The organism is Comamonas aquatica NBRC 14918 (assembly GCF_000739875.1).
GTDB classification, from domain to species: domain Bacteria; phylum Pseudomonadota; class Gammaproteobacteria; order Burkholderiales; family Burkholderiaceae_C; genus Comamonas; species Comamonas aquatica.
The window spans coordinates 84,595-103,969 of sequence record NZ_BBJR01000041.1; the positions used below are offsets into that span (position 1 = coordinate 84,595).

Below are 19,375 nucleotides of genomic sequence, written 5' to 3' on the forward strand. Positions count from 1 at the left end.
ACAGACGTTACAAATGCAAGGGGCCGCAATGGTTGCGGCCCCTGCATGGCTTATCTATGGGGATGCCCGATTTTGCCTCCAAACCAATTTCCTCCGCGCGCACTGCCTGCCCGTTTTCGCCGCACGCGCGTGCTGATCGTCGGCTGCGGTGATGTCGGCCAGCGCGTGGCGCGCCAGTTGCAGGCCCAGGCCGGGCGCACCGGCCGGCACGGGCCGCGGGTGCTGGCGCTGACGTCGTCGCCCGACAAACGGCCGGCCCTGCAGGCCCTGGGCATCACGCCGTTGCTGGGCAATCTGGACGATGCGCGCAGCCTGCGCCGCCTGCGCGGTGTGGCGCAGCGCGTGATCCACCTGGCGCCCCCGGCCAGCCAGGGCGCGCGCGATGCGCGCACGGCCCGCCTGCTGCGGGCGCTGGGCCCGGCGCCACAGGCCCTGGTCTACGGCTCGACCACCGGGGTTTACGGCGATTGCGGTGGGGCCTGGGTGGACGAAACCCGGGCGCTGCAGCCGGGCACCGAACGCGCGGGCCGCCGCGTGGATGCCGAGCAGCAACTGCGTGCCTGGGGGCAGCGCAGCGGTGCGCGGGTGAATGTGCTGCGCATTCCCGGCATCTACGCGCCGGACCGCGAGGGTGGCACGCCGCAGGGTCGCCTGCTCAAGGGGCTGCCGGTGCTGCGCCAGGCGGACGATGTGTTCACCAACCACATCCACGCCGACGATCTGGCGCAGGCCCTGCGCGCCGCCCTGTGGCGTGGCCGGCCCCAGCGCGTCTACAACGTCTGTGACCACACCGAGCTGCGCATGGGCGACTACTTTGACCTGGCGGCGCAGATCTACGGCCTGCCGCAGCCTGCGCGCCTGTCGCGCCAGGAGGCGCAGCAGGTGCTGCCGCCGATGATGCTGAGCTTCATGAGTGAATCACGCCGGCTGCGCAACACGCGCATGCTGCGGGAGTTGCGTGTGCGCCTGGCCTGGCCCACGGTGGCCGAGGGGCTGGCGGCCGGTCAGGGACGGGGGTAGGTGTTGCCCTTGCCGTCGTAGCAACGGAACACATTGCAGTTGTAGCCGTCGGCCTTGGTGTCGGGTGGCTGCGGCCGTGGGGGTGGCGGAGGCCGCCCATGCGGTGGCCGCGGCGGGTAGAACGGCCCGTAGCTGGGCACCACCACCGGCGGGCTGCTGGGCGGCACCTGCACGATGACCGGCGGCTGGGGCCGCTGGGCCGCCTGCTCGGCCGCGCGGGCGGCGTCGCTTTGGGCCTGGGCGGCTTCGCGCTCGGCCTGCAGCGCCTGCTCGGCGCGGCGGCGTTCCAGGGCCTGCTGGTACTGGGCTTCCTGCTGGGCGCGCTCTTCCTGGGTCGGGGCGGGCAGCACCTCCTTGCCACTCTGGCTAGGCGCGCAGGGGGTGCCGGTGTAGGTGACGCGCCCCTGGGCATCGGTGCAGCGGAACACCTGGGCCTGGGCGGGCCCGGCGATCCAGGCGCCCGCCAGGGCGCACAGCAGTGCCACGCCAGGGCGGCGGAACAGCGAAGCGGCAGGGGGGCACATTGACATAGATCGAACTTTCTCCTGGAAACCCGGCGTGGGCAACAGAGAAGCACGGCATCGGCTGTCAGTGCGATGCCTTGCAGGAGTGTCGGTCAATGGTATCGTCAAGCGCTGGATGTGATGTTGTTTATGAATCTCTGCACGGCACGCGGCCGTGCAGGGGCAGGAGTTTTCGCGTATGGCCGACAAGCCCACCCCCAGCAATTCCCGATCCGAAGCACCCCCGGCCGAGCACGGCAAGCGCAAAGCCGCCGCCGGCGATGTGGCGGTGGGCCAGGATGCCAAGTCGATCGAGCAGTTCGTGGCCGGCCAGGCCACGCAGGCGGCGCAAAAGCGCCGGGTGGCCGCGGTGCTGAGCGTGCTGGACGCGCCGGGCACCGACAAGGAACGCGCCAAGGCGCTGCGCGCGCTGCTGGAAGGCTCCGACCCCGACGACCAGAAGGCGCTGCGCAAGGCCTTGAACAAGCTGGACGGCACCGGCAAGAAGGAGCCGCGCCCCAACCCGGACGAGGAGCTGGCCAAGGACTGGAAGGAGGGCGGCTATCCGTATGCCAACCTGCTGCGCCGTTCGGTCTACGAAAAGGAAAAATTCCGCCTGCAGGTGGAACTGCTGAAGCTGCAGGCCTGGGTCAAGGAAACCGGCCAGCGCGTGGTCATCGTCTTCGAAGGGCGCGACGCGGCCGGCAAGGGCGGCAGCATCAAGCGTTTCATGGAGCACCTGAACCCCCGCGGTGCGCGCGTGGTGGCGCTGGAAAAACCCTCGCCGACCGAGCAGGGCCAGTGGTACTTCCAGCGCTACGTGCAGCACCTGCCCACGGCGGGCGAGATCGTGCTGCTGGACCGCAGCTGGTACAACCGCGCCGGCGTGGAGCGCGTGATGGGCTTTTGCACGGACGCGCAGTACCGCCAGTTCATGCAAGATGCGCCGCAGTTCGAGCGCATGCTGGTCAACAGTGGCGTGCATGTGATCAAGTTCTGGTTCAGCGTCAGCCGCAAGGAGCAGCGTCGCCGCTTCAAGGAGCGCGAGACGCACCCGCTCAAGCAGTGGAAGCTCAGTCCCATCGACCAGGCCTCGCTGGACAAGTGGGACGACTACACGCGCGCCAAGGAGGCGATGTTCTTCGAAACCGACACCGCCGATGCGCCCTGGACGGTGATCAAGAGCGACTGCAAGAAGCGCGCGCGCCTGAACGCCATGCGCTATGTGCTGCACAAGCTGGCCTACAAGAACCGCGACCTGGAGAAGGTGGGCAAGCTGGACTCGCTGATCGTCGGCCGTGCCTCGGCCGTGTACGAGCGCGGCGAGAAGGCCACGAACTGAGAGACTGCGAAAACAAGAGCGGCTGGCGCATGCTCTACAAGCATTTCAATGGGTTAAGCCTTTGAAGTGCACGCGGGTCAAGCGCTGTCAGCTATCAATTTTTGCAATTCACCCACAGCACCGGCCACGGTGCTGTTTGTTTTGGTGCGCAGCGGTGCAGGCTCAGCGCAGCGTGCCGTCCAGCTGCGCAAAGTAGGCCTGCAGCTCGGCGATCGCCTGGCGCACCTTGGCGGGTTGGGCATCGCGCTGCGGCGTCACGGCCCAGATGTCGAGCAGGCCCATCTCCCAGTTGGGCAGCAGGCGCACCAGGTGCCCGTCGCGCACGCGGTCGGCCACGTCGATGGCGGACAGCAGGGCCACGCCCAGGCCGGCCTCGCACAGCTCCTGCACGGCCATCTGGTGGTTGCTGTGCAGGTGCGGCAGCAACTGCAGGCTGTACAGCGCCTGGGTGCCGCGGTGGCGCCACTGCAGGGTGCGCAGGGCATCGCCGGAGCGGTACAGGGCCAGCCAGTGCGCGCTGCTCAGCTGTTCCGGGTGCTGCAGCGGCTGTGGCTGCGCGGCCACCCAGCGCGGTGCGGCGCACAGCCAGTTGGGGGTGCTGGCCAGCTTGCGCGCCACCCAGGTCGAGTCGGGCAGGTGGCCAAAGCGCAGGGCCACGTCCACCCGCGCCTGGATCAGGTCGATGGTGGCATCGTCCAGCAGCAGGCCCAGGCGCAGTTGCGGAAAGCGCGCCAGCCAGGCGCCCAGGGCCGGGGCCGCATGCCGGGCAAAGCCGACCGGGGCGGACAGGCGCAGCTCGCCGCTGGGCTGCTGGCGTTCGGCCACCAGCTCGGCCCGTGCGCGCTGCGCGGCATCGGCCAGGGTGGCGCACTGCACGTAAAAGCGCTGGCCGGCATCGCTCAGGGCGATCTGGCGGGTGGAGCGGTGCAGCAGGGTGACGCCGGCCTGGCGCTCCAGCTGGCGGATGTGCTGGCTCACGGCCGAGGGCGTCATGCCCAGCTGCCGGGCGGCGGCCGTCATGCTGCCCGCCTGCACCACGGCGGCGAACACGGCCATGCGTTTGAGGTCTTCCATGCCGTTATTGTGAAGCTGTGCTTCAAAGTGTTGGTGCAATCTGCGTGGTTTTTGCCGGTTTCAGGCCTTTAAGCTTTAGCCATTGTTCAATTGCTAGGAGATAGCACATGCAAGTTGCTCTGATTGGTGCCACCGGTTTCGTGGGCTCGGCCCTGCTGGAAGAATTGCTGCAGCGTGGCCACGACGTGGTGGCCCTGGTGCGTGACCCCGCCAAGCTGGCACCGCGCCCGCACCTGAAGGTGGTGCAGGCCGATGTGCTGGACGCCGCCGCCGTGCGCGAGGCCGTGCGTGGCACGCAGGCCGTGCTCAGCGCCTACAACGCGGGCTGGACCAACCCGAACATCTACGAGGATTTCATGCGCGCCAGCCGTGCCACGCTGCAGGGCGTCAAGGACGCGGGCGTGTCGCGCTTTCTGGTCGTGGGCGGCGCGGGCAGCCTGTTTGTGGCGCCTGGCGTGCAACTGGTCGATACGCCGGAATTCCCCGCCCCCATCAAGGCCGGTGCCACGGCGGCCCGCGATGTGCTGACCCTGCTGCAGACCCAGGACACGGGCCTGGACTGGAGCTTCCTGAGCCCCCCCATCGGCTTCCACGGTGGCTCGGCCGCCCAGTCCCAGGGCCGCACCGGCCAGTACCGCACTGGCCAGGATGCCCCGCTGATGCAGGCCGATGGCACACCGGGCGACATCTCGGCCGCCGACCTGGCCGTGGCCCTGGTGGATGCGTTGGAGCAGCAGGCGCATGTGCGCCAGCGCTTCACAGTGGCCTATTGATGATCGCTGCCGGCCACCGCGCGGGCCGGTCCCTGTGTTTGGCGCACCGCAGCGACCCGCACCCTGTGGCCGTGCGCGGGTGCGCGCCCCCTGTTTGAAACCATGAATCTCTCCATGTTGCAACGTCGCCATTTCCTGCAAATGACCGCTGTGGGCCTGGCGGCCCCGTCGCTGGCGGTGCAGGCGGCCCAGCCGGCCGCCCTGCAGTGGACCCACTTCCCCGCCGATGAACACGGCTTCTCGCGGGCGCCCGTGCTGCTCAGCGGGGCCCGGGATGCCATCCTGGTGGACGGTGGCTTCACCCTCTCCGATGGCCGGGCCGTGGCCCAGGCCATCGCGGCGACGGGCAAGACGCTCCAGGCCATCTACATCAGCCAGAGCGATCCCGACTATTACTTTGGTCTGGCGCCCATCCGCGACGCCTTTCCCCAGGCACGGATTCTGGCGGCCTCCGAGACCATCGCGGCGATTGCGGCGAATGTCGATAAGAAGCTGGCCATCTGGGGGCCGCAGCTCAAGGACAACGGCCCGCAGACCCGCGCCGACGTGGTCTTTGCCCAGCCGTTCGATGAGTCGGTGCTGATGCTGGAAGGCCAGCGCATCGAGATCGTGGCCGCGCAGGGCCTGGCCAACCGGCGCTACCTGTGGGTGCCGTCGCTGCAGGCCATCGTGGGTGGGGTGCTGGTGTTTTCGGACCTGCATGTCTGGACGGCCGACACCCCCAGCGCTGCGGCACGCCGGGCCTGGCGTGACAACCTGGACGCCATGCTGGCGCGCCAGCCGCAACGGTTGGTGCCTGGCCACATGGGTCCCCAGGGCGTGCTGGATGCCGGGGCCCTGCGCTTCACGCGGGACTATCTGCTGGCGTTCGAAGAAGCGCTGGCCCAGTCCTCCGGCAGTGCCCAGCTGATCGCCCACATGCTGCAGCGCTACCCGCAGCTGCAGGGCAAGGTCTCGCTGGAGATCGGCGCCAAGGTGGTCCTGGGGGAAATGGCCTGGGGCTGAACAGGGGGTGCGCAGGCCAGCGCACCCGGCGCCCGGCACAAGGGCTAGACTGCGGGACCGGGCGGCCTTGTGCACAAGGCCGCCGCGTGTTGACCATCAAGCACCCTGCGGGGTGCATTTTCATTTCTGTCTTGCGCATGTCTTCCCCTGTTTCCCCCGCTTCCAACCTGCGCGCCTGGCTGAGCGTGTGCGCGCTGGCCTTGGGTGCCTTCATTTTCAACACCAGCGAGTTTGTGCCGGTCGGCATGCTCGGCGACATCGGCGCCAGCTTTGGCATGCCGGCCGAGCACGTGGGCCTGATGCTGACCATCTATGCCTGGATCGTGGCCCTGGCCTCGCTGCCCTGCATGCTGCTGACGCGGCACATGGAGCGGCGCAAGCTGCTGATGGGGGTGTTCGCCGTGTTCATCGCCAGCCATGTGGTGTCGGGGCTGGCGAACAGCTTTGCCATGCTGGTCCTCAGCCGCGCGGGCGTGGCCTTCTCGCACGCGGTGTTCTGGTCGATCACGGCGGCCCTGGCGGTGCGCGTGGCACCGCCGGGCAAAAAGGCCCAGGCCCTGGGCCTGCTGGCCACGGGCACCACGCTGGCCATGGTCATGGGCATTCCGCTGGGGCGTGTGGTGGGGGACTGGCTGGGCTGGCGCACCACCTTCTGGGCGATTGGCGCACTGGCGGTGGTCGTCATGCTGGCGCTGGCGCGCAACCTGCCGCAACTGCCCAGCGAGAACGCTGGCTCGGCCTCCAGCATCCCGGTGCTGCTGCGCCGTCCTGCGCTGATGGCCCTGTACCTGCTGCTGGTGTGTGTGGTGACGGCGCAGTTCACGGTCTACAGCTACATCGAGCCTTTTGTGCAGGTCGTGGCGGGCCTGGATGCGCATGTGACCACGGTGGTGCTGCTGCTGTTTGGCGGCATGGGCATTGTCGGCAGCCTGCTGTTCAGCGCCTATGGCCTGCGCTTGGCGCGCAGCTTCCTGCCGCTGGCGATTGCCGGCATGGCGCTCAGCCTGGGCCTGCTGGGCCCTGCCAGCGCCCAGGTGCCGCTGCTGTACGCAGTCTGTGTGGTCTGGGGCATCGCCATGATGTGCATGGCCCTGGCCATGCAGGCCAAGGTGCTGAGCCTGGCCCACGATGCCACGGACGTGGGGATGTCGCTGTTCTCGGGCATCTTCAACATCGGCATCGGCGCCGGGGCGCTGCTGGGCAGCCAGGTGAGCCTGCATGCCGGCATGCAGCACATCGGCTGGGTCGGCGGTGCACTGGCCACGCTGGGGCTGGTGTGGTGTGTCTGGTCGCAGCGGCGCTGGTCGGGCAGGCATTAATCCTTAATCCAGTCCAAGGGACCAACGGTTGTCTTGCGTCAATTAATGAGAATTATTCTCATATAATGCGCGCACAGCCAGCCACCCCCAGGTCGTTTTCGTTCTTCCGAGGTTCGCCAGCGTTTGGATATCACCAAATGAAGGAAGAGAGAACGAGCTATGACACAGTTGTGGGGAGGCCTGCGCCCAGTGGCGTGCGCGGCCATGTGGGCTGGGGTGTGTGCAGCAGCGCAAGCGGCCGAGCCGCAGTTGCCAACGACGGTGGTGACCGAGCAAGCCTCGGAGCTGTCCACCACCTATGGGGTGGAGGCCCTGAACCAGGCGGATCTGGAGCGCCAGCAGGTGCTGGACATCCGCGACGCGACCCGGGACATGGTGAACGTGGAGGTGCCACGCCAGCCCAAGCGTGGCACCGGCATCTCGGGCACCACCGGGCGCGAGGGCAATACCGGGTTTGAAATCCGCGGCCTGGGTGGCAACCGGGTGCAGATGCTGATCGACGGCATTGCCCAGCCCGAGGCCGACAGTTTCATGAACAGCCACAGCTTCGGCCGCGACCATGTCGACCCGCTGACCCTGTCGGCCATCGAGGTGCACAAGGGTGTGTCGCCGGTCAGCCTGCCGGCCGGCGGGATTGCCGGGGTGGTCCATATGCGCACCCTGCTGCCGGCCGACCTGCTCAAGGACGGCAAGACCCTAGGCGGACGGGCCCTGCTGGGCTGGCGCAGCGAAAACCAGGGCCTGACCGCTGGCGCCGCGCTGGCGGGCAGGGCCTCGGAGCAATGGCAGTGGCTGCTGTCCGTCAACGGCGAGTGGAGCGACGAGATCGACAACATGGGCACCGTGGGCGGCACGGGCCTGCAGCGCACCCAGCCCAATCCGGAAGACAACCGCCGCCAGTCGGTGCTGGCCAAGCTGGTCTTCCAGCCCGATGCCGACCAGACCCATGTCTTCACGGCCGAACACCGCCGCCAGGACGTGCATGTCAACAACCTGCACGACTTTGCCAACGGCACCACCCGCAGCCACATCGACGACAACGACAGCACGCGCAGCCGGGTGTCGCTGAAGTCGGACTTCCGGGTGCGCAGCGCGGCCGCCGACCTGCTGAGCAGCTACCTGGCCTGGCAGGGCAGCAGCAGCCGCCAGCAGCTGCGGCTGGACACCAGCACGGCGAATGGCATGCGTGTGCGCGACCACCATTACGACGAACGCATGCTGCAGGCCGGCGTGCAGGCGCGCAAGCAGTGGGGGGCGCATGCGCTGCACTATGGGCTGGACCTGAGCCGCCTGGACAACGATTTCGACAGCCTGTCCACCGACAACGGTGTGACCACCTCGGTGCCCAAGGGGCCGGACACCCGCACCACGCGCTGGGGCGCCTTCGTGCAGGACAACATCGAGCTGGGTGCCTTCCTGGTCAAACCGGGCCTGCGCTACGAATCGGTCGATATCGACGCCGACGCCGGCAGCATCAACATGGGGGCCACGGGGGCCACACCGGTGTCCAAGCGCTTCGATGCCTGGCTGCCGCAGCTGGGCACGCAGTGGAACCTGGCCGGGGGCCTGCAGCTGTATGCCAACTATGCGCGCGGCTTCCGTGCACCCACGGCGGGCGAGCTGAACAACTTCTTTGGCAATGTGACGCCGTTCTATGGCTACTACATCTTGCCGAATCCCAACCTCCAGGCGGAAACCAGCAACAACTTCGACCTGGGCCTGCGCCAGACCGAGGGCGCCTTCCAGTGGGAGGCTGCGGCGTTCTACGGGCGCTACCGCAACTTCATCGAACGCTATGCCAACGCCGGCTCGGTGGGCACCGCCCCGGTGATCAGCCTGCAGCAGTCGCGCAACCAGGCGCAGGCCACGATCAAGGGCGTGGAGCTGAAGGCCAAGGCCGAGCTGGGTCGGGCCTGGGGCGGGGCCTGGCATCTGCGCGGCGGCTATGGCTACACCAAGGGCACTGGCGAGGACGGCCAAGGCCTGGAAAGCATCTCGCCCCACCAGCTGAAGCTGGGCCTGAGCCAGAAGGCGGCGCGCTGGAACTGGGAGCTGGCGGCCACCTACACCGCAGCCAAGAAGCCGCGCGATGTGCCGTCCAGCAGCACGGCCCTGTTCCTGAGCCCTGCGTCCAAGGTGCTGGACCTGAGCGGCCAGGTGGAGCTGCGCAAGGGCGTGCGCCTGAACCTGGGCCTGTTCAACCTCACCGACAAGAAGTACTGGAACTGGTCCGATGTGCGCGGTGTGACGACGGCCACCGAGCGTGCCGCCATCGACGCCTACAGCAACCCGGGGCGCAACCTGCGCGTCTCGCTGGTCGCTGACTTCTGAGGCCGGTTCCGCCAGCCCCCTCGCCATGCCGCACGGTCGGCATGGCGCCCGTTTTTTCCAAACCAGGAGCAACACCATGAATGCCGTAGTGGAACAACAGTTGGCCGATCACGCCGCGATACGCCAGGCCTTTGCCCAGGCGCGCGCCCAGGGGCTGCGCGCCAAGGATGCCGCCCAATCCGTGGGCCTGAGTGAGGGGGCGGTGGTCGCCGCCCACGTGGGGACGCATGCGCAGCCCCTCAAAGCCCTGGCGCTGGCGCCGCAGTGGTTCGAAATCCTGTCGGCGCTGGCGCCTTGCGGCACGCTGATGGCCTTGACGCGCAACGAGTCCGTCGTCCACGAAAAGGATGGCATCTACCAGGGCTTCAGCCGCGAGGGGCAGGTGGCCCTGTGCAACAACGACGACATCGATCTGCGCCTCTTGTTCTTCCAGTGGCATGCCGGTTTCGCCGTGACCGAGCCGGGCCAGGGCGGGGCAGCGCAGCGCAGCCTGCAGTTCTTCAACCAGCATGGCGTAGCGGTGCACAAGATCTATGTGCGCCCCAGCACCGACCTGCAGGCCTGGGAGGCCGTGGTGCAGCGCTTTGCCGATGCACAGCAGGACTATGGCTTCGTGCCGGCCAAGCCGCGGGCCGTGGTCAAGGACGATGCCAGCATCGACGCCGCAGGCCTGCGCCAGGCCTGGGCGAACATGCAGGACACGCACGAGTTCTTCGGCATGCTGCGCCACTTTGAGTGCGAGCGCCAGCAGAGCTTTCGCCTGACCCGGGGGGAGTTCTGCGAACCGCTGCACCTGGGGGCCGTGACCCCGCTGCTGCAGCAGGCCGCGGCGGCGGCCGTGCCCATCATGGTGTTCGTCGGCAGCAAGGGCTGCATCCAGATCCACTCCGGGACCGTGCACCACATCAAGCCCATGCAGACACCCGGTGGCGCGGACTGGATCAATGTGCTGGACCCTGGCTTCAACCTGCACTTGCGCCGCGACCTGATCACGGCGGCCTGGCTGGTGCGCAAGCCCACCAGCGACGGCGTGGTGACCTCGGTGGAGCTGTTCGATGCCTCCGGCGATGTGGTGGCCATGTTCTTCGGGGTGCGCCATCCGGGCGAGCTGGAGCTGCCCGCCTGGCGTGATCTGGCTGAAAGCCTGCCACGTGCCTGAGGGGAGACGGGAAATGCACCCACAGTTCGCACCGCAGACCTGGCCGCGCCGCCAGTGGCTGGCAGCCCTGGCCGCCTCGGGCATGGCGGCGGCCTGGCCGGCGTGGGCGCAGCCGCGTGGCCGGCCCGTGCGCCGTCTGATCAGCGTGGGCGGCGCCCTGACCGAAGTGGTCTATGCCCTGGGGGCGCAATCGCTGCTGGTGGCCACGGACACCACCAGCCTGTACCCCGAGGCCGCCACCCGCACGCCCAAGGTGGGGTATTTGCGCCAGCTGTCCGCCGAGGGGCTGCTGTCCCTGCAGCCGGACGCCCTGGTGGGCGCGGCCGATGCCGGGCCGGCCGTGGTGCTGGAGCAGGTGCGCGCGGCCGGCGTGCGGGTGGAACTGGTGCCTGCGCAGCACAGCTTCGAGGAGGTGCTGCGCAAGGTCGAGACCGTTGGCCGGGTGACCGGGCGCGAGGCCCAGGCTGTGCAACTGGCCCAGCGCCTGCAGCAGGAGTGGGCCCAGGTGAGCCGGCAGGTGGCCCAGGCCACGCGGCGTCCGCGCGCCCTGTTCATCCTTTCGCACAATGGATCACCCATGGTGGCGGGCACGGACACCGCCGCCCATGCCCTGCTGACACTGGCCGGCGCCGACAACGTGGTGACGGCATTCGCCGGCTACCGCCCCCTGACGGCCGAGGCCATGGCCGCCGCGGCGCCGCAGGTCCTCATCAACAGCACCCAGGGGATTGAAGCCCTGGGCGGGGTGGCGGCGTTCTGGCAGCGGCCGGAGCTGGCCCTGACCCCGGCGTTTGCCCGCAAGGCCCTGGTGACGATGGAGGCCAGCCATCTGCTGGGCTTCGGCCCGCGCCTGCCTTCTGCCGTGCAGGCCTTGCACCGCCAGATGCTGCAGGTGACGGCATGAGGCCGCATGCGGGCGTGGCCGGGCGCCTGCCGCCCGCGCTGGCGGTGGGCGGTGGCGTGGTGCTGGCCATGCTTGCCTTGTTGTGGAGCGGCGCGCAGGGGGCGTATGCCATCAGCCCACTGCAGATCCTGGTGGTGTTGCGCGACGCCCTGGGCGGGCACGCCGCACAGGGACCGGAGCACCTGGTGTTCCTGAACATCCGCCTGCCCCGCTTGCTGCTGGGTGCGGCCGCAGGCGCAGGTTTGGGGGTGGCCGGCGCGCTGATGCAGGGCCTGTTTCGCAACCCGCTGGCCGACCCCGGCCTGATCGGCGTGAGCAGCGGCGCGGCCCTGGCGGCGGCCGGGGCCATCGTGCTGGGGCCGCAATGGTGGCCCGACCTGGGGTTCAAGCTGGGCAGCTGGACCCTGGCATGCAGCGCCTTTGCGGGCGGCATGCTGGTGACCGGGCTGATCTACGGGCTGGCGCAGACCCAGGGCAGCACGCGCATCGCGTTGATGCTGCTGGCCGGGATTGCCATCAACGCCCTGGCCGGGGCGGGCCTGGGGTGGCTGAGCTATGTCTCCAACGATGAGCAGTTGCGCAATGTGCAGCTGTGGCTGATGGGCAGCCTGGGCCAGTCGCGCTGGCCCACGGTGCTGCTGGTCGGCGGTGCCGTGGCGGTGTGCCTGGCGGCAGCGCTGCTGCTGGCCCGGGCGCTCAATGCCCTGGCGCTGGGCGAGGCGCAGGCCCAGCTGATGGGCGTCGCGGTGGAGCGCACCAAGCGCTGGGCCATCGTGGTCGCGGCGCTGGCCGTGGGCGTGGTGACCACGGCGACCGGCGTGATCGGATTCATCGGCCTGGTGGCCCCGCACGGGGTGCGGCTGCTGGCCGGGCCGGACCACCGGGTGGTGCTGCCGTGTTCGGCCTTGCTGGGGGCGGCCCTGGTGCTGGCGGCCGATGCCCTGGCGCGCACCCTGGTGCAGCCGGCCGAGATGCCGCTGGGCGTGCTGACGGCCTGCATCGGCGTGCCGCTGTTCCTGTGGATGCTGCGCCAGTTCCGGGGGCGGGTATGAGCGGGCCGGCGGCATCGCAGGCGCTGGTGTGCGCCGGACTGCAGGTGCGGGCCTCGGCCCACGGTCCGCTGCTAGCGACTGTGCAGGCTGCGCTGGCACCGGGGCGGCTGACGGCCATCGTCGGTCCGAATGGGGCCGGCAAAAGCACCCTGATGGCGGTGATGGCCGGCTTGCGCCCGCCGGCGGCGGGCCGGGTGTGCCTGGGGGCGGAGCCCCTGCACCGGCTGCCGGCGGCCCAACTGGCGCGGCGCATGGCCTTCATGGCACAGGAAACCCAGGTGGCCTTTGCCTTTTCTGCCCAGGAAGTGGTGGAGATGGGGCGCTACCCCCACCGCCAGCAGCCTTCGCACCAGGAGGCGCAGATCGTGCAGTCCGCCATGGACAGCATGGGCGTGGCCCACCTGGCACGGCGCGAAGTCACCACCTTGTCCGGCGGCGAGCGCGCGCGCGTGCAGCTGGCACGGGTGCTGGCCCAGCTGTGGCAACCCCACGGCCTGGGCAGCCAGTGGCTGCTGCTGGATGAGCCGACCGCCGCGCTGGACCTGCAGCACCAGCACCAGGTGATGGCCTTGCTGCGCATCCGTGCGCAGACCCAGGGCCTGGGGGTGGTGGCGGTGCTGCACGACCTGAACCTGGCGCTGCGCTATGCGCACGAGGTGCTGCTGGTGCCCGGCCAGGGCCGTGCGGCCGAGCTGGGCGCCGTGGCCGACATCCTGACGCCGGACTGCATGGCCCGGGTCTGGGGCATCCACAGCGAAGCGGTGCACATGCAGGATGGGGCACTGCAGTACCTGTTTGCCCCGGCATCCCGTCCTGGGGCCGAGGTCTGCTTGTAAAAAAATAGCTGCCAGCGCTTGCTGTATGCGCGCTGGCAGCTGTTTTTATGCGGAATGTGAAGGCGGCGGGGCTGGGCAGGGCGCCGCCTGCGGGCCTCAGCCGTGGCCGTGTCCCATGCCCAGGCGGTGGGGCAGCACTTCCTGCAGGATGGTGGTCGAGATTTCCTCGATCGACTTGGTGGTGGTCGACAGCCAGCTCACGCCGGCGCGGCGCATCATGGCCTCGGCCTCGTGCACTTCGTGGCGGCAGTTCTCCAGGCTGGCGTAGCGCGAGTTGGGGCGGCGCTCGTTGCGGATGCTGGACAGGCGCACGGGGTCGATCGTCAGGCCGAACAGCTTCTTGCGGATGGGCTCCAGCGCCGGAGGCAGCTTCTTGCGCTCGAAGTCCTCGGGGATCAGCGGGTAGTTGGCCACCTTCAGGCCGAACTGCATGGCCAGGTACAGGCTGGTCGGGGTCTTGCCCGAGCGGCTCACGCCCACCAGCACCACGTCGGCGCCGCTGAGGTCGTGGTTGGTCTGGCCGTCGTCGTGGGCCAGCGTGTAGTTGATGGCCTCCATGCGGTCCAGGTATTCCTTGCTCTGGCTGATGTCCGAGAAGCGCCCCACGCGGTGCTGGCTCTTCATGCCCAGCTCGTCTTCCAGCGGCTGCACAAAGGTACCGAACATGTCCATCAGCAGGCCCTTGCAATGGGCGTTGATGATGGTGACCACCTCCTGGTTGACCAGGGTGCTGAACACGATCGGCTTCTTGCCTTCCACATCCCCCGTGTGGTTGATCTGGCGTACCGCCTGGTGGGCCTTGTCCACGGTGTCAACAAAGGGGATGCGCACGATGCGGGGCTTGATGTCGAACTGGGTCATCAGGGCGGTGCCAAAGGTCTCGGCAGTGATCCCTGTGCCATCCGAAATAACGAATACGGTGCGCGTGTGCATGGGCAGGCTTATCCAATCAGATCAAACACCCGGGGTCACGGCGGAAATCGTGCCCCGGGCCTACAATGGCGCCCATTATTCCCAAATTTCGCTCGCATGCAGGTCGACCGCCGACAACCAGAACATCCAAGATGTGGTGGGCAGGCATGCGGGACATACCGGTTTTTAACTTTGGAGCCTCCCCATGTCTAACCGTTTCGAAGCGACCGCTCTGGTCGTGCCTTTCGAACAACTGCGTATGAGCGACGTCGAAGTCGTAGGCGGCAAGAACGCCTCGCTCGGCGAAATGATTTCCCAGCTGCCCCAGGGCGTGCGCGTGCCCACGGGCTTTGCCACCACGGCCCACGCCTTCCGCGAATTCCTGGCCTACGAAGGCCTGGCCGACAAGATTTCCGCCAAGCTGGCGGCGCTGGACGTGGAAGACGTGCGCGCCCTGGCCCAGGTGGGTGCCGAAATCCGTGCCCTGGTGGAAGCCCAGCCTTTCCCGGCCGATCTGGAAGCCGCCATCCGTGCGGCCTTCATCACGCTGCAAGGCGGTAACGACGCCGCTTCGTTCGCCGTGCGCTCTTCCGCCACCGCGGAAGACCTGCCCGACGCCTCGTTCGCCGGCCAGCAGGAAACCTTCCTGAACGTGGTGGGCATCGACGACGTGCTGCACAAGATGAAGGAAGTGTTCGCGTCGCTGTACAACGACCGCGCCATCTCCTACCGCGTGCACAAGGGCTTTGCCCACGACGTGGTGGCCCTGTCCGCCGGCGTGCAGCGTATGGTGCGCTCCGACCTGGGCGCGGCCGGCGTGATGTTCACCATCGACACCGAGTCTGGCTTTGAAGAGGTGGTTTTCATCACCTCCAGCTATGGCCTGGGCGAAACCGTGGTGCAAGGCGCCGTGAACCCCGACGAGTTCTACGTGCACAAGCCCATGCTCAAGGCTGGCAAGAGCGCGCTGATCCGCCGCAACCTGGGCTCCAAGCTGATCCAGATGGTGTTCTCCTCGCCCGAAGAGAAGGCTGCCTCCGGCAAGCTGGTCAAGACCACCGACGTGGCCCCCGAGCTGCGCAACCGCTACTCGCTGACCGACACCGAAGTGCAGGAACTGGCCAAGTACGCGCTGGTGATCGAGCAGCACTATGGCCGCCCCATGGACATCGAATGGGGCAAGGACGGCACCGACGGCCAGCTGTACATCCTGCAGGCACGTCCCGAAACCGTGAAGAGCCAGTCCAAGGGCCAGGCCGAACTGCGCTACAAGCTCAAGGGCACCGGCAATGTGCTGGCCGAAGGTCGCGCGATTGGCCAGAAGATCGGTACCGGCCCCGTGCGTCTGGTGTCCGACATTTCGCAGATGGACCAGGTCCAGCCTGGCGACGTGCTGGTGACCGACATGACCGATCCCAACTGGGAACCCGTCATGAAGCGCGCCTCCGCCATCGTGACCAACCGTGGCGGCCGCACCTGCCACGCCGCCATCATCGCGCGTGAACTGGGTATTCCTGCCGTGGTCGGCTGCGGCGACGCCACCGCCCGACTGAAGGATGGCACCCTGGTGACCGTGTCCTGCTCGGAAGGCGACACTGGCAAGATCTATGACGGCCTGATCGAGACCGAAGTGACCGAAGTCACCCGCGGCGAAATGCCCGAGATCAAGACCAAGATCATGATGAACGTGGGCAACCCCCAGCTGGCCTTTGACTTCGCCCAGCTGCCCAACGCCGGCGTGGGTCTGGCCCGCCTGGAATTCATCATCAACAACAACATCGGCGTGCACCCCAAGGCCATTCTGGACTACCCCGCCGTGGATCCCGACCTGAAGAAGGCCGTGGAATCCGTGGCGCGTGGCCACGCCTCGCCCCGCGCCTTCTACGTCGACAAGGTCGCCGAAGGCGTGGCCACGATTGCCGCCGCCTTCTGGCCCAAGCCCGTGATCGTGCGCATGTCGGACTTCAAGTCCAACGAATACCGCAAGCTGATCGGTGGCAGCCGCTACGAGCCCGAGGAAGAGAACCCGATGCTGGGCTTCCGCGGTGCCGCGCGTTACATCTCCGAAGACTTCGGCGAAGCCTTCAAGATGGAATGCGAAGCACTGCGCCGCGTGCGTGAGGACATGGGCCTGACCAACGTGCAGATCATGATCCCCTTCGTGCGCACCCTGAAGCAGGCCGAGCGCGTGACCACCATGCTGGGCGACAACGGCCTCAAGCGCGGTGAGAACGAGCTCAAGCTGATCATGATGTGCGAGGTGCCTTCCAACGCCATCCTGGCCGAGGAGTTCCTGGAGTACTTCGACGGCTTCTCCATCGGTTCGAACGACCTGACACAGCTGACCCTGGGCCTGGACCGCGACTCCGGCCTGGAGCTGCTGGCCGCCGACTTCGACGAACGCGACCCCGCCGTCAAGAAGATGCTGGAGCGCGCCATCGACGCCTGCCTGAAGCAGGGCAAGTACGTCGGCATTTGCGGTCAGGGCCCTTCGGACCACCCCGACTTCGCCCAGTGGCTGGCGGACAAGGGCATCGTGTCGATTTCCCTGAACCCCGACACCGTGATCGACACCTGGCAGCAACTGGCGGGCTAAGACCGCGAAAGGCCTGTGATGCAGTTTTCTCACGACGATGTGCATGACAGGCCGGCGGCAGGCGGGGGGCAGATGCCGCCCGACCTGCACGACACCCACCACCTGTGGCTCAAGGCAATCTTGCTGGCGGTCTGGGTGGTGTTTTCGTTTGGCGTGTGCTTTTTTGCGCGGGACTTGCAGGCATGGGTGCAAGGCTGGCAGCTGGGCTACTGGATGGCCGCCCAAGGGGCTGTCCTGATGTTCATGCTGATCGCGCTGGTTTACTGTGTGGTCATGGACAGGTTCGAGTGCCACAGCGCCTCGGCACCTGATGCCACCTTGCCAGCTGCCCGTACCACCCATGCCCACCCCCTCCGGCGTTAGCGCCACTTCCTCCTCCTCGCGTGCCCGCGCCTACCGGTGGCGTGTCCATCGCTGGGTCGCCTTGTACAGCCTGGCCGTGATCGGCTTTCTGCTGCTGATGGCCTGGGCCGAAGAGCACGGCCTGTCGCGCCACTGGATCGGCCCCATCTTCCTGTTCGTCCCGGTCATGGTGTATGCCGCCATCGGCATCTGGGGGCGCACCAGCGATGCCGACGAATACTATGTCGCCGGCCGCCGCATTCCCCCGGTCTACAACGGCATGGCCGCCGCCGCCGACTGGATGAGCGCGGCCTCCTTCATCAGCCTGTCGGGCGCGCTGTACCTGCAGGGCTTTGGCGGCACCGCCGGCCAGCCGGGCGGCCTGGCCTATCTGCTGGGCTGGACCGGGGGCTTTTGCCTGGTGGCCATGCTGGTGGCCCCGCACCTGCGCGCCATGCAGCTGTACACCCTGCCGGATTTCTTCCAGGCCCGCTTTGGTGGTCGCTGGCCGCGCACGGTGGCGGCCCTGGCATCGGTGCTGTGCTCGTTCACCTATGTGGTGGCGCAGATTTACGGCGTCGGGCTGATTGCCTCGCGCCTGACCGGGGTGCAGTTCGAGATCGGCATCATGCTGGGCCTGGGCGGGGTGCTGCTGTGCTCGTTCCTGGGCGGCATGCGCGCCGTGACCTGGACCCAGGTCGCGCAGTACGTGGTGATCCTGCTGGCCTTCCTGATTCCCGTGTCCTGGCTGGCGTACAAGCAGCTGGGCAATCCGGTGGCGGCTGTGGCCTATGCCAGCCAGCTGCAGAAGATCACCGAACTGGAGGATGCCCTGCTGCAGTCGCCGCAGGAGCTGGCGGTGCGCCAGGCCTATCAGGCGCGGGTCGAGGCCCTGGAGGCCAAGCTGGTGGATGTGCCGCTGTCGCTGGAGCGTGACCGGCTGGTGCTGCACGAACGCATCCGCTACCTGCGCTCGGTCAACAGCGATGTGGGCCAGATCGTGGCCACCAGCCGCGAATACGCCAACCTGCCGCGCAACGCCCAGGAGGCCGAGCTGCGCTGGCGCCAGCAGCTGGAGGAGTACCGCGAACGCGCGCGGCCACTGTCCGGCCTGCCGCGCCACAGCCAGCCGTTTGGCGGCGACCCGGACGGCACGCCCGAGGAGCGCGCGCAGTTCAACGACGAGCGTAACAACTTCCTGGCGCTGATGTTCTGCCTGATGGTGGGCACGGCCGGCTTGCCCCACCTGCTGGTGCGCTACTACACCGTGCCCTCGGTGTCGGCGGCGCGCACCTCGGTGGCGTGGACCCTGTTCTTCATCGCCCTGCTGTACCTGACGGCCCCGGCGCTGGCGGCGCTGATCAAGCTGGAGGTGATGAACAACCTGGTGGGCGTGCGCTTTGACGAGCTGCCGAACTGGATCGCGCAGTGGGCGCGGGTCGATGCCTCGCTGCTGTCGGTGGAGGATGTCAATGGCGACGGGGTGCTGCAGTTTGGCGAGCTGCGCCTGGGCGCCGACCTGATCATGCTGGCGACACCGGAAATCGGCGGCCTGCCGTATGTGGTGGCGGGCCTGGTGGCCGCCGGCGGGCTGGCGGCGGCGTTGTCCACGGCCGACGGCCTGCTGCTGACCATCAGCAACGCCCTGGTGCGCGACCTGTACTTCCAGGACCGGCCACGCAAGACCTCGCCCGAGCAGCGGGTCATCGTCTCCAAGTTCGTGCTGATGGCGGTGGCGCTGCTGGCGGCGCTGGTGGCGGGGCAGCGGCCGTCCGACATCCTGCCCATGGTGGCGGCGTCGTTCTCGCTGGCGGCCTCGGCCTTTGTGCCGGCCATGGTGCTGGGCATCTTCTGGCGTGGCGTCACCCGCTATGCGGCGCTGGCCGGCATGCTGGCCGGGCTGGGCGTGGCGCTGTACTACATGCTGTCGCACACCGCCATGGTCCAGCACTGGTTGCCGTCCGTGCTGCTGGCCGATGGCCTGTGGTGGGGCATCCAGCCGGTGTCCTCCGGCGTGTTCGGTGTGGCGGCAGGCATGGCTGTGACCCTGCTGTGGAGCTGGGTGGGGCCGCGCGAATCGCTGCAACGATAGCTGCTGGCGCTTGCCTGGTGCGGTTTTCGGAATAAAAATGGCTGAAAACCAAGAGCTGTCGCGCGCAGCACGCTCATGTTTCCATGAGCGCCTGCTGTGCCCAGTCCCTGGATTG

Annotated in this window: 16 protein-coding genes; 13 read left to right on the plus strand and 3 right to left on the minus strand. The window is 68.0% G+C overall.

Translation table 11 applies throughout. From position 1 onward, the window contains the following. Positions 1–72 precede the first annotated feature (72 nt). Positions 73–1,020 carry an SDR family oxidoreductase gene (locus tag CA2_RS08820; RefSeq protein ID WP_042415455.1) on the plus strand — a complete coding sequence of 316 codons (948 nt, stop codon included), beginning with the start codon at positions 73–75 and terminating at the stop codon, positions 1,018–1,020. On the opposite strand, the gene CA2_RS08825 is transcribed toward CA2_RS08820, so the two are convergent. Beyond that, the gene (locus tag CA2_RS08825) at positions 1,005–1,550 is read right to left on the minus strand and encodes a DUF4124 domain-containing protein (protein ID WP_245620916.1); all 546 of its coding nucleotides are present in this window, start codon (positions 1,548–1,550) and stop codon (positions 1,005–1,007) included. The genes CA2_RS08820 and CA2_RS08825 overlap by 16 nt on opposite strands. A gap of 172 nt (positions 1,551–1,722) precedes the next feature. Between CA2_RS08825 and ppk2 the strand changes: the two genes are divergently transcribed. Next, positions 1,723–2,865, plus strand: coding sequence for a polyphosphate kinase 2 (gene ppk2, locus CA2_RS08830; protein WP_042415460.1), 1,143 nt, complete (start codon positions 1,723–1,725; stop codon positions 2,863–2,865). Between the two features lie 162 nt (positions 2,866–3,027). Here ppk2 and CA2_RS08835 read toward each other — a convergent pair whose 3' ends face one another. Continuing rightward, positions 3,028–3,939 (minus strand): LysR family transcriptional regulator, encoded by a 912-nt coding sequence (locus CA2_RS08835; RefSeq protein WP_042415463.1) that lies wholly within the window; start codon positions 3,937–3,939, stop codon positions 3,028–3,030. 107 nt (positions 3,940–4,046) lie between these two features. Here CA2_RS08835 and CA2_RS08840 point away from each other — a divergent pair, with 107 nt between their 5' ends. The 8 genes from CA2_RS08840 (at position 4,047) to CA2_RS08875 (ending at position 13,318) form a co-directional block, all read left to right on the plus strand. Beyond that, the gene (locus tag CA2_RS08840) at positions 4,047–4,712 is read left to right on the plus strand and encodes an NAD(P)-dependent oxidoreductase (protein WP_042415466.1); all 666 of its coding nucleotides are present in this window, start codon (positions 4,047–4,049) and stop codon (positions 4,710–4,712) included. A 114-nt stretch (positions 4,713–4,826) separates the two neighbouring features. After that, on the plus strand, positions 4,827–5,717 hold the full coding sequence (locus CA2_RS08845; RefSeq protein ID WP_042415469.1) for an MBL fold metallo-hydrolase: 891 nt from the start codon (positions 4,827–4,829) through the stop codon (positions 5,715–5,717). 137 nt (positions 5,718–5,854) lie between these two features. After that, a complete protein-coding gene (locus tag CA2_RS08850) occupies positions 5,855–7,036 on the plus strand; it encodes a sugar transporter (RefSeq protein WP_042415578.1) in 1,182 nt (393 codons plus the stop codon). 159 nt (positions 7,037–7,195) lie between these two features. Further along, entirely contained in the window at positions 7,196–9,367 is a 2,172-nt protein-coding gene (locus tag CA2_RS08855; RefSeq protein WP_081888925.1) for a TonB-dependent hemoglobin/transferrin/lactoferrin family receptor, read from the plus strand. Positions 9,368–9,443: 76 nt separating this feature from the next. After that, positions 9,444–10,526 carry a hemin-degrading factor gene (locus CA2_RS08860; protein ID WP_042415476.1) on the plus strand — a complete coding sequence of 361 codons (1,083 nt, stop codon included), beginning with the start codon at positions 9,444–9,446 and terminating at the stop codon, positions 10,524–10,526. A gap of 13 nt (positions 10,527–10,539) precedes the next feature. Next, positions 10,540–11,430 (plus strand): heme/hemin ABC transporter substrate-binding protein, encoded by an 891-nt coding sequence (locus tag CA2_RS08865; RefSeq protein ID WP_042415478.1) that lies wholly within the window; start codon positions 10,540–10,542, stop codon positions 11,428–11,430. Beyond that, complete coding sequence (locus CA2_RS08870) at positions 11,427–12,482, plus strand: FecCD family ABC transporter permease (protein ID WP_042415481.1); 1,056 nt, start codon at positions 11,427–11,429, stop codon at positions 12,480–12,482. Before CA2_RS08865 ends, CA2_RS08870 begins: the two co-directional genes overlap by 4 nt. Beyond that, the gene (locus CA2_RS08875; RefSeq protein WP_042415484.1) at positions 12,479–13,318 is read left to right on the plus strand and encodes a heme ABC transporter ATP-binding protein; all 840 of its coding nucleotides are present in this window, start codon (positions 12,479–12,481) and stop codon (positions 13,316–13,318) included. Before CA2_RS08870 ends, CA2_RS08875 begins: the two co-directional genes overlap by 4 nt. 96 nt (positions 13,319–13,414) lie before the next feature. On the opposite strand, the gene ppsR is transcribed toward CA2_RS08875, so the two are convergent. Then, positions 13,415–14,251 carry a posphoenolpyruvate synthetase regulatory kinase/phosphorylase PpsR gene (gene ppsR / locus CA2_RS08880; RefSeq protein ID WP_042415487.1) on the minus strand — a complete coding sequence of 279 codons (837 nt, stop codon included), beginning with the start codon at positions 14,249–14,251 and terminating at the stop codon, positions 13,415–13,417. A 184-nt stretch (positions 14,252–14,435) separates the two neighbouring features. Here ppsR and ppsA point away from each other — a divergent pair, with 184 nt between their 5' ends. Genes ppsA through CA2_RS08895 form a run of 3 tightly spaced genes read left to right on the plus strand, consistent with a single transcriptional unit; the run spans position 14,436 to position 19,260 of the window. Continuing rightward, positions 14,436–16,826, plus strand: coding sequence for a phosphoenolpyruvate synthase (gene ppsA / locus CA2_RS08885; protein WP_042415490.1), 2,391 nt, complete (start codon positions 14,436–14,438; stop codon positions 16,824–16,826). 18 nt (positions 16,827–16,844) lie between these two features. Beyond that, positions 16,845–17,189, plus strand: coding sequence for a DUF4212 domain-containing protein (locus CA2_RS08890; RefSeq protein ID WP_042415493.1), 345 nt, complete (start codon positions 16,845–16,847; stop codon positions 17,187–17,189). Next, complete coding sequence (locus CA2_RS08895) at positions 17,167–19,260, plus strand: VC_2705 family sodium/solute symporter (RefSeq protein WP_042415496.1); 2,094 nt, start codon at positions 17,167–17,169, stop codon at positions 19,258–19,260. Before CA2_RS08890 ends, CA2_RS08895 begins: the two co-directional genes overlap by 23 nt. The last annotated feature ends 115 nt before the right edge of the window (positions 19,261–19,375 follow it).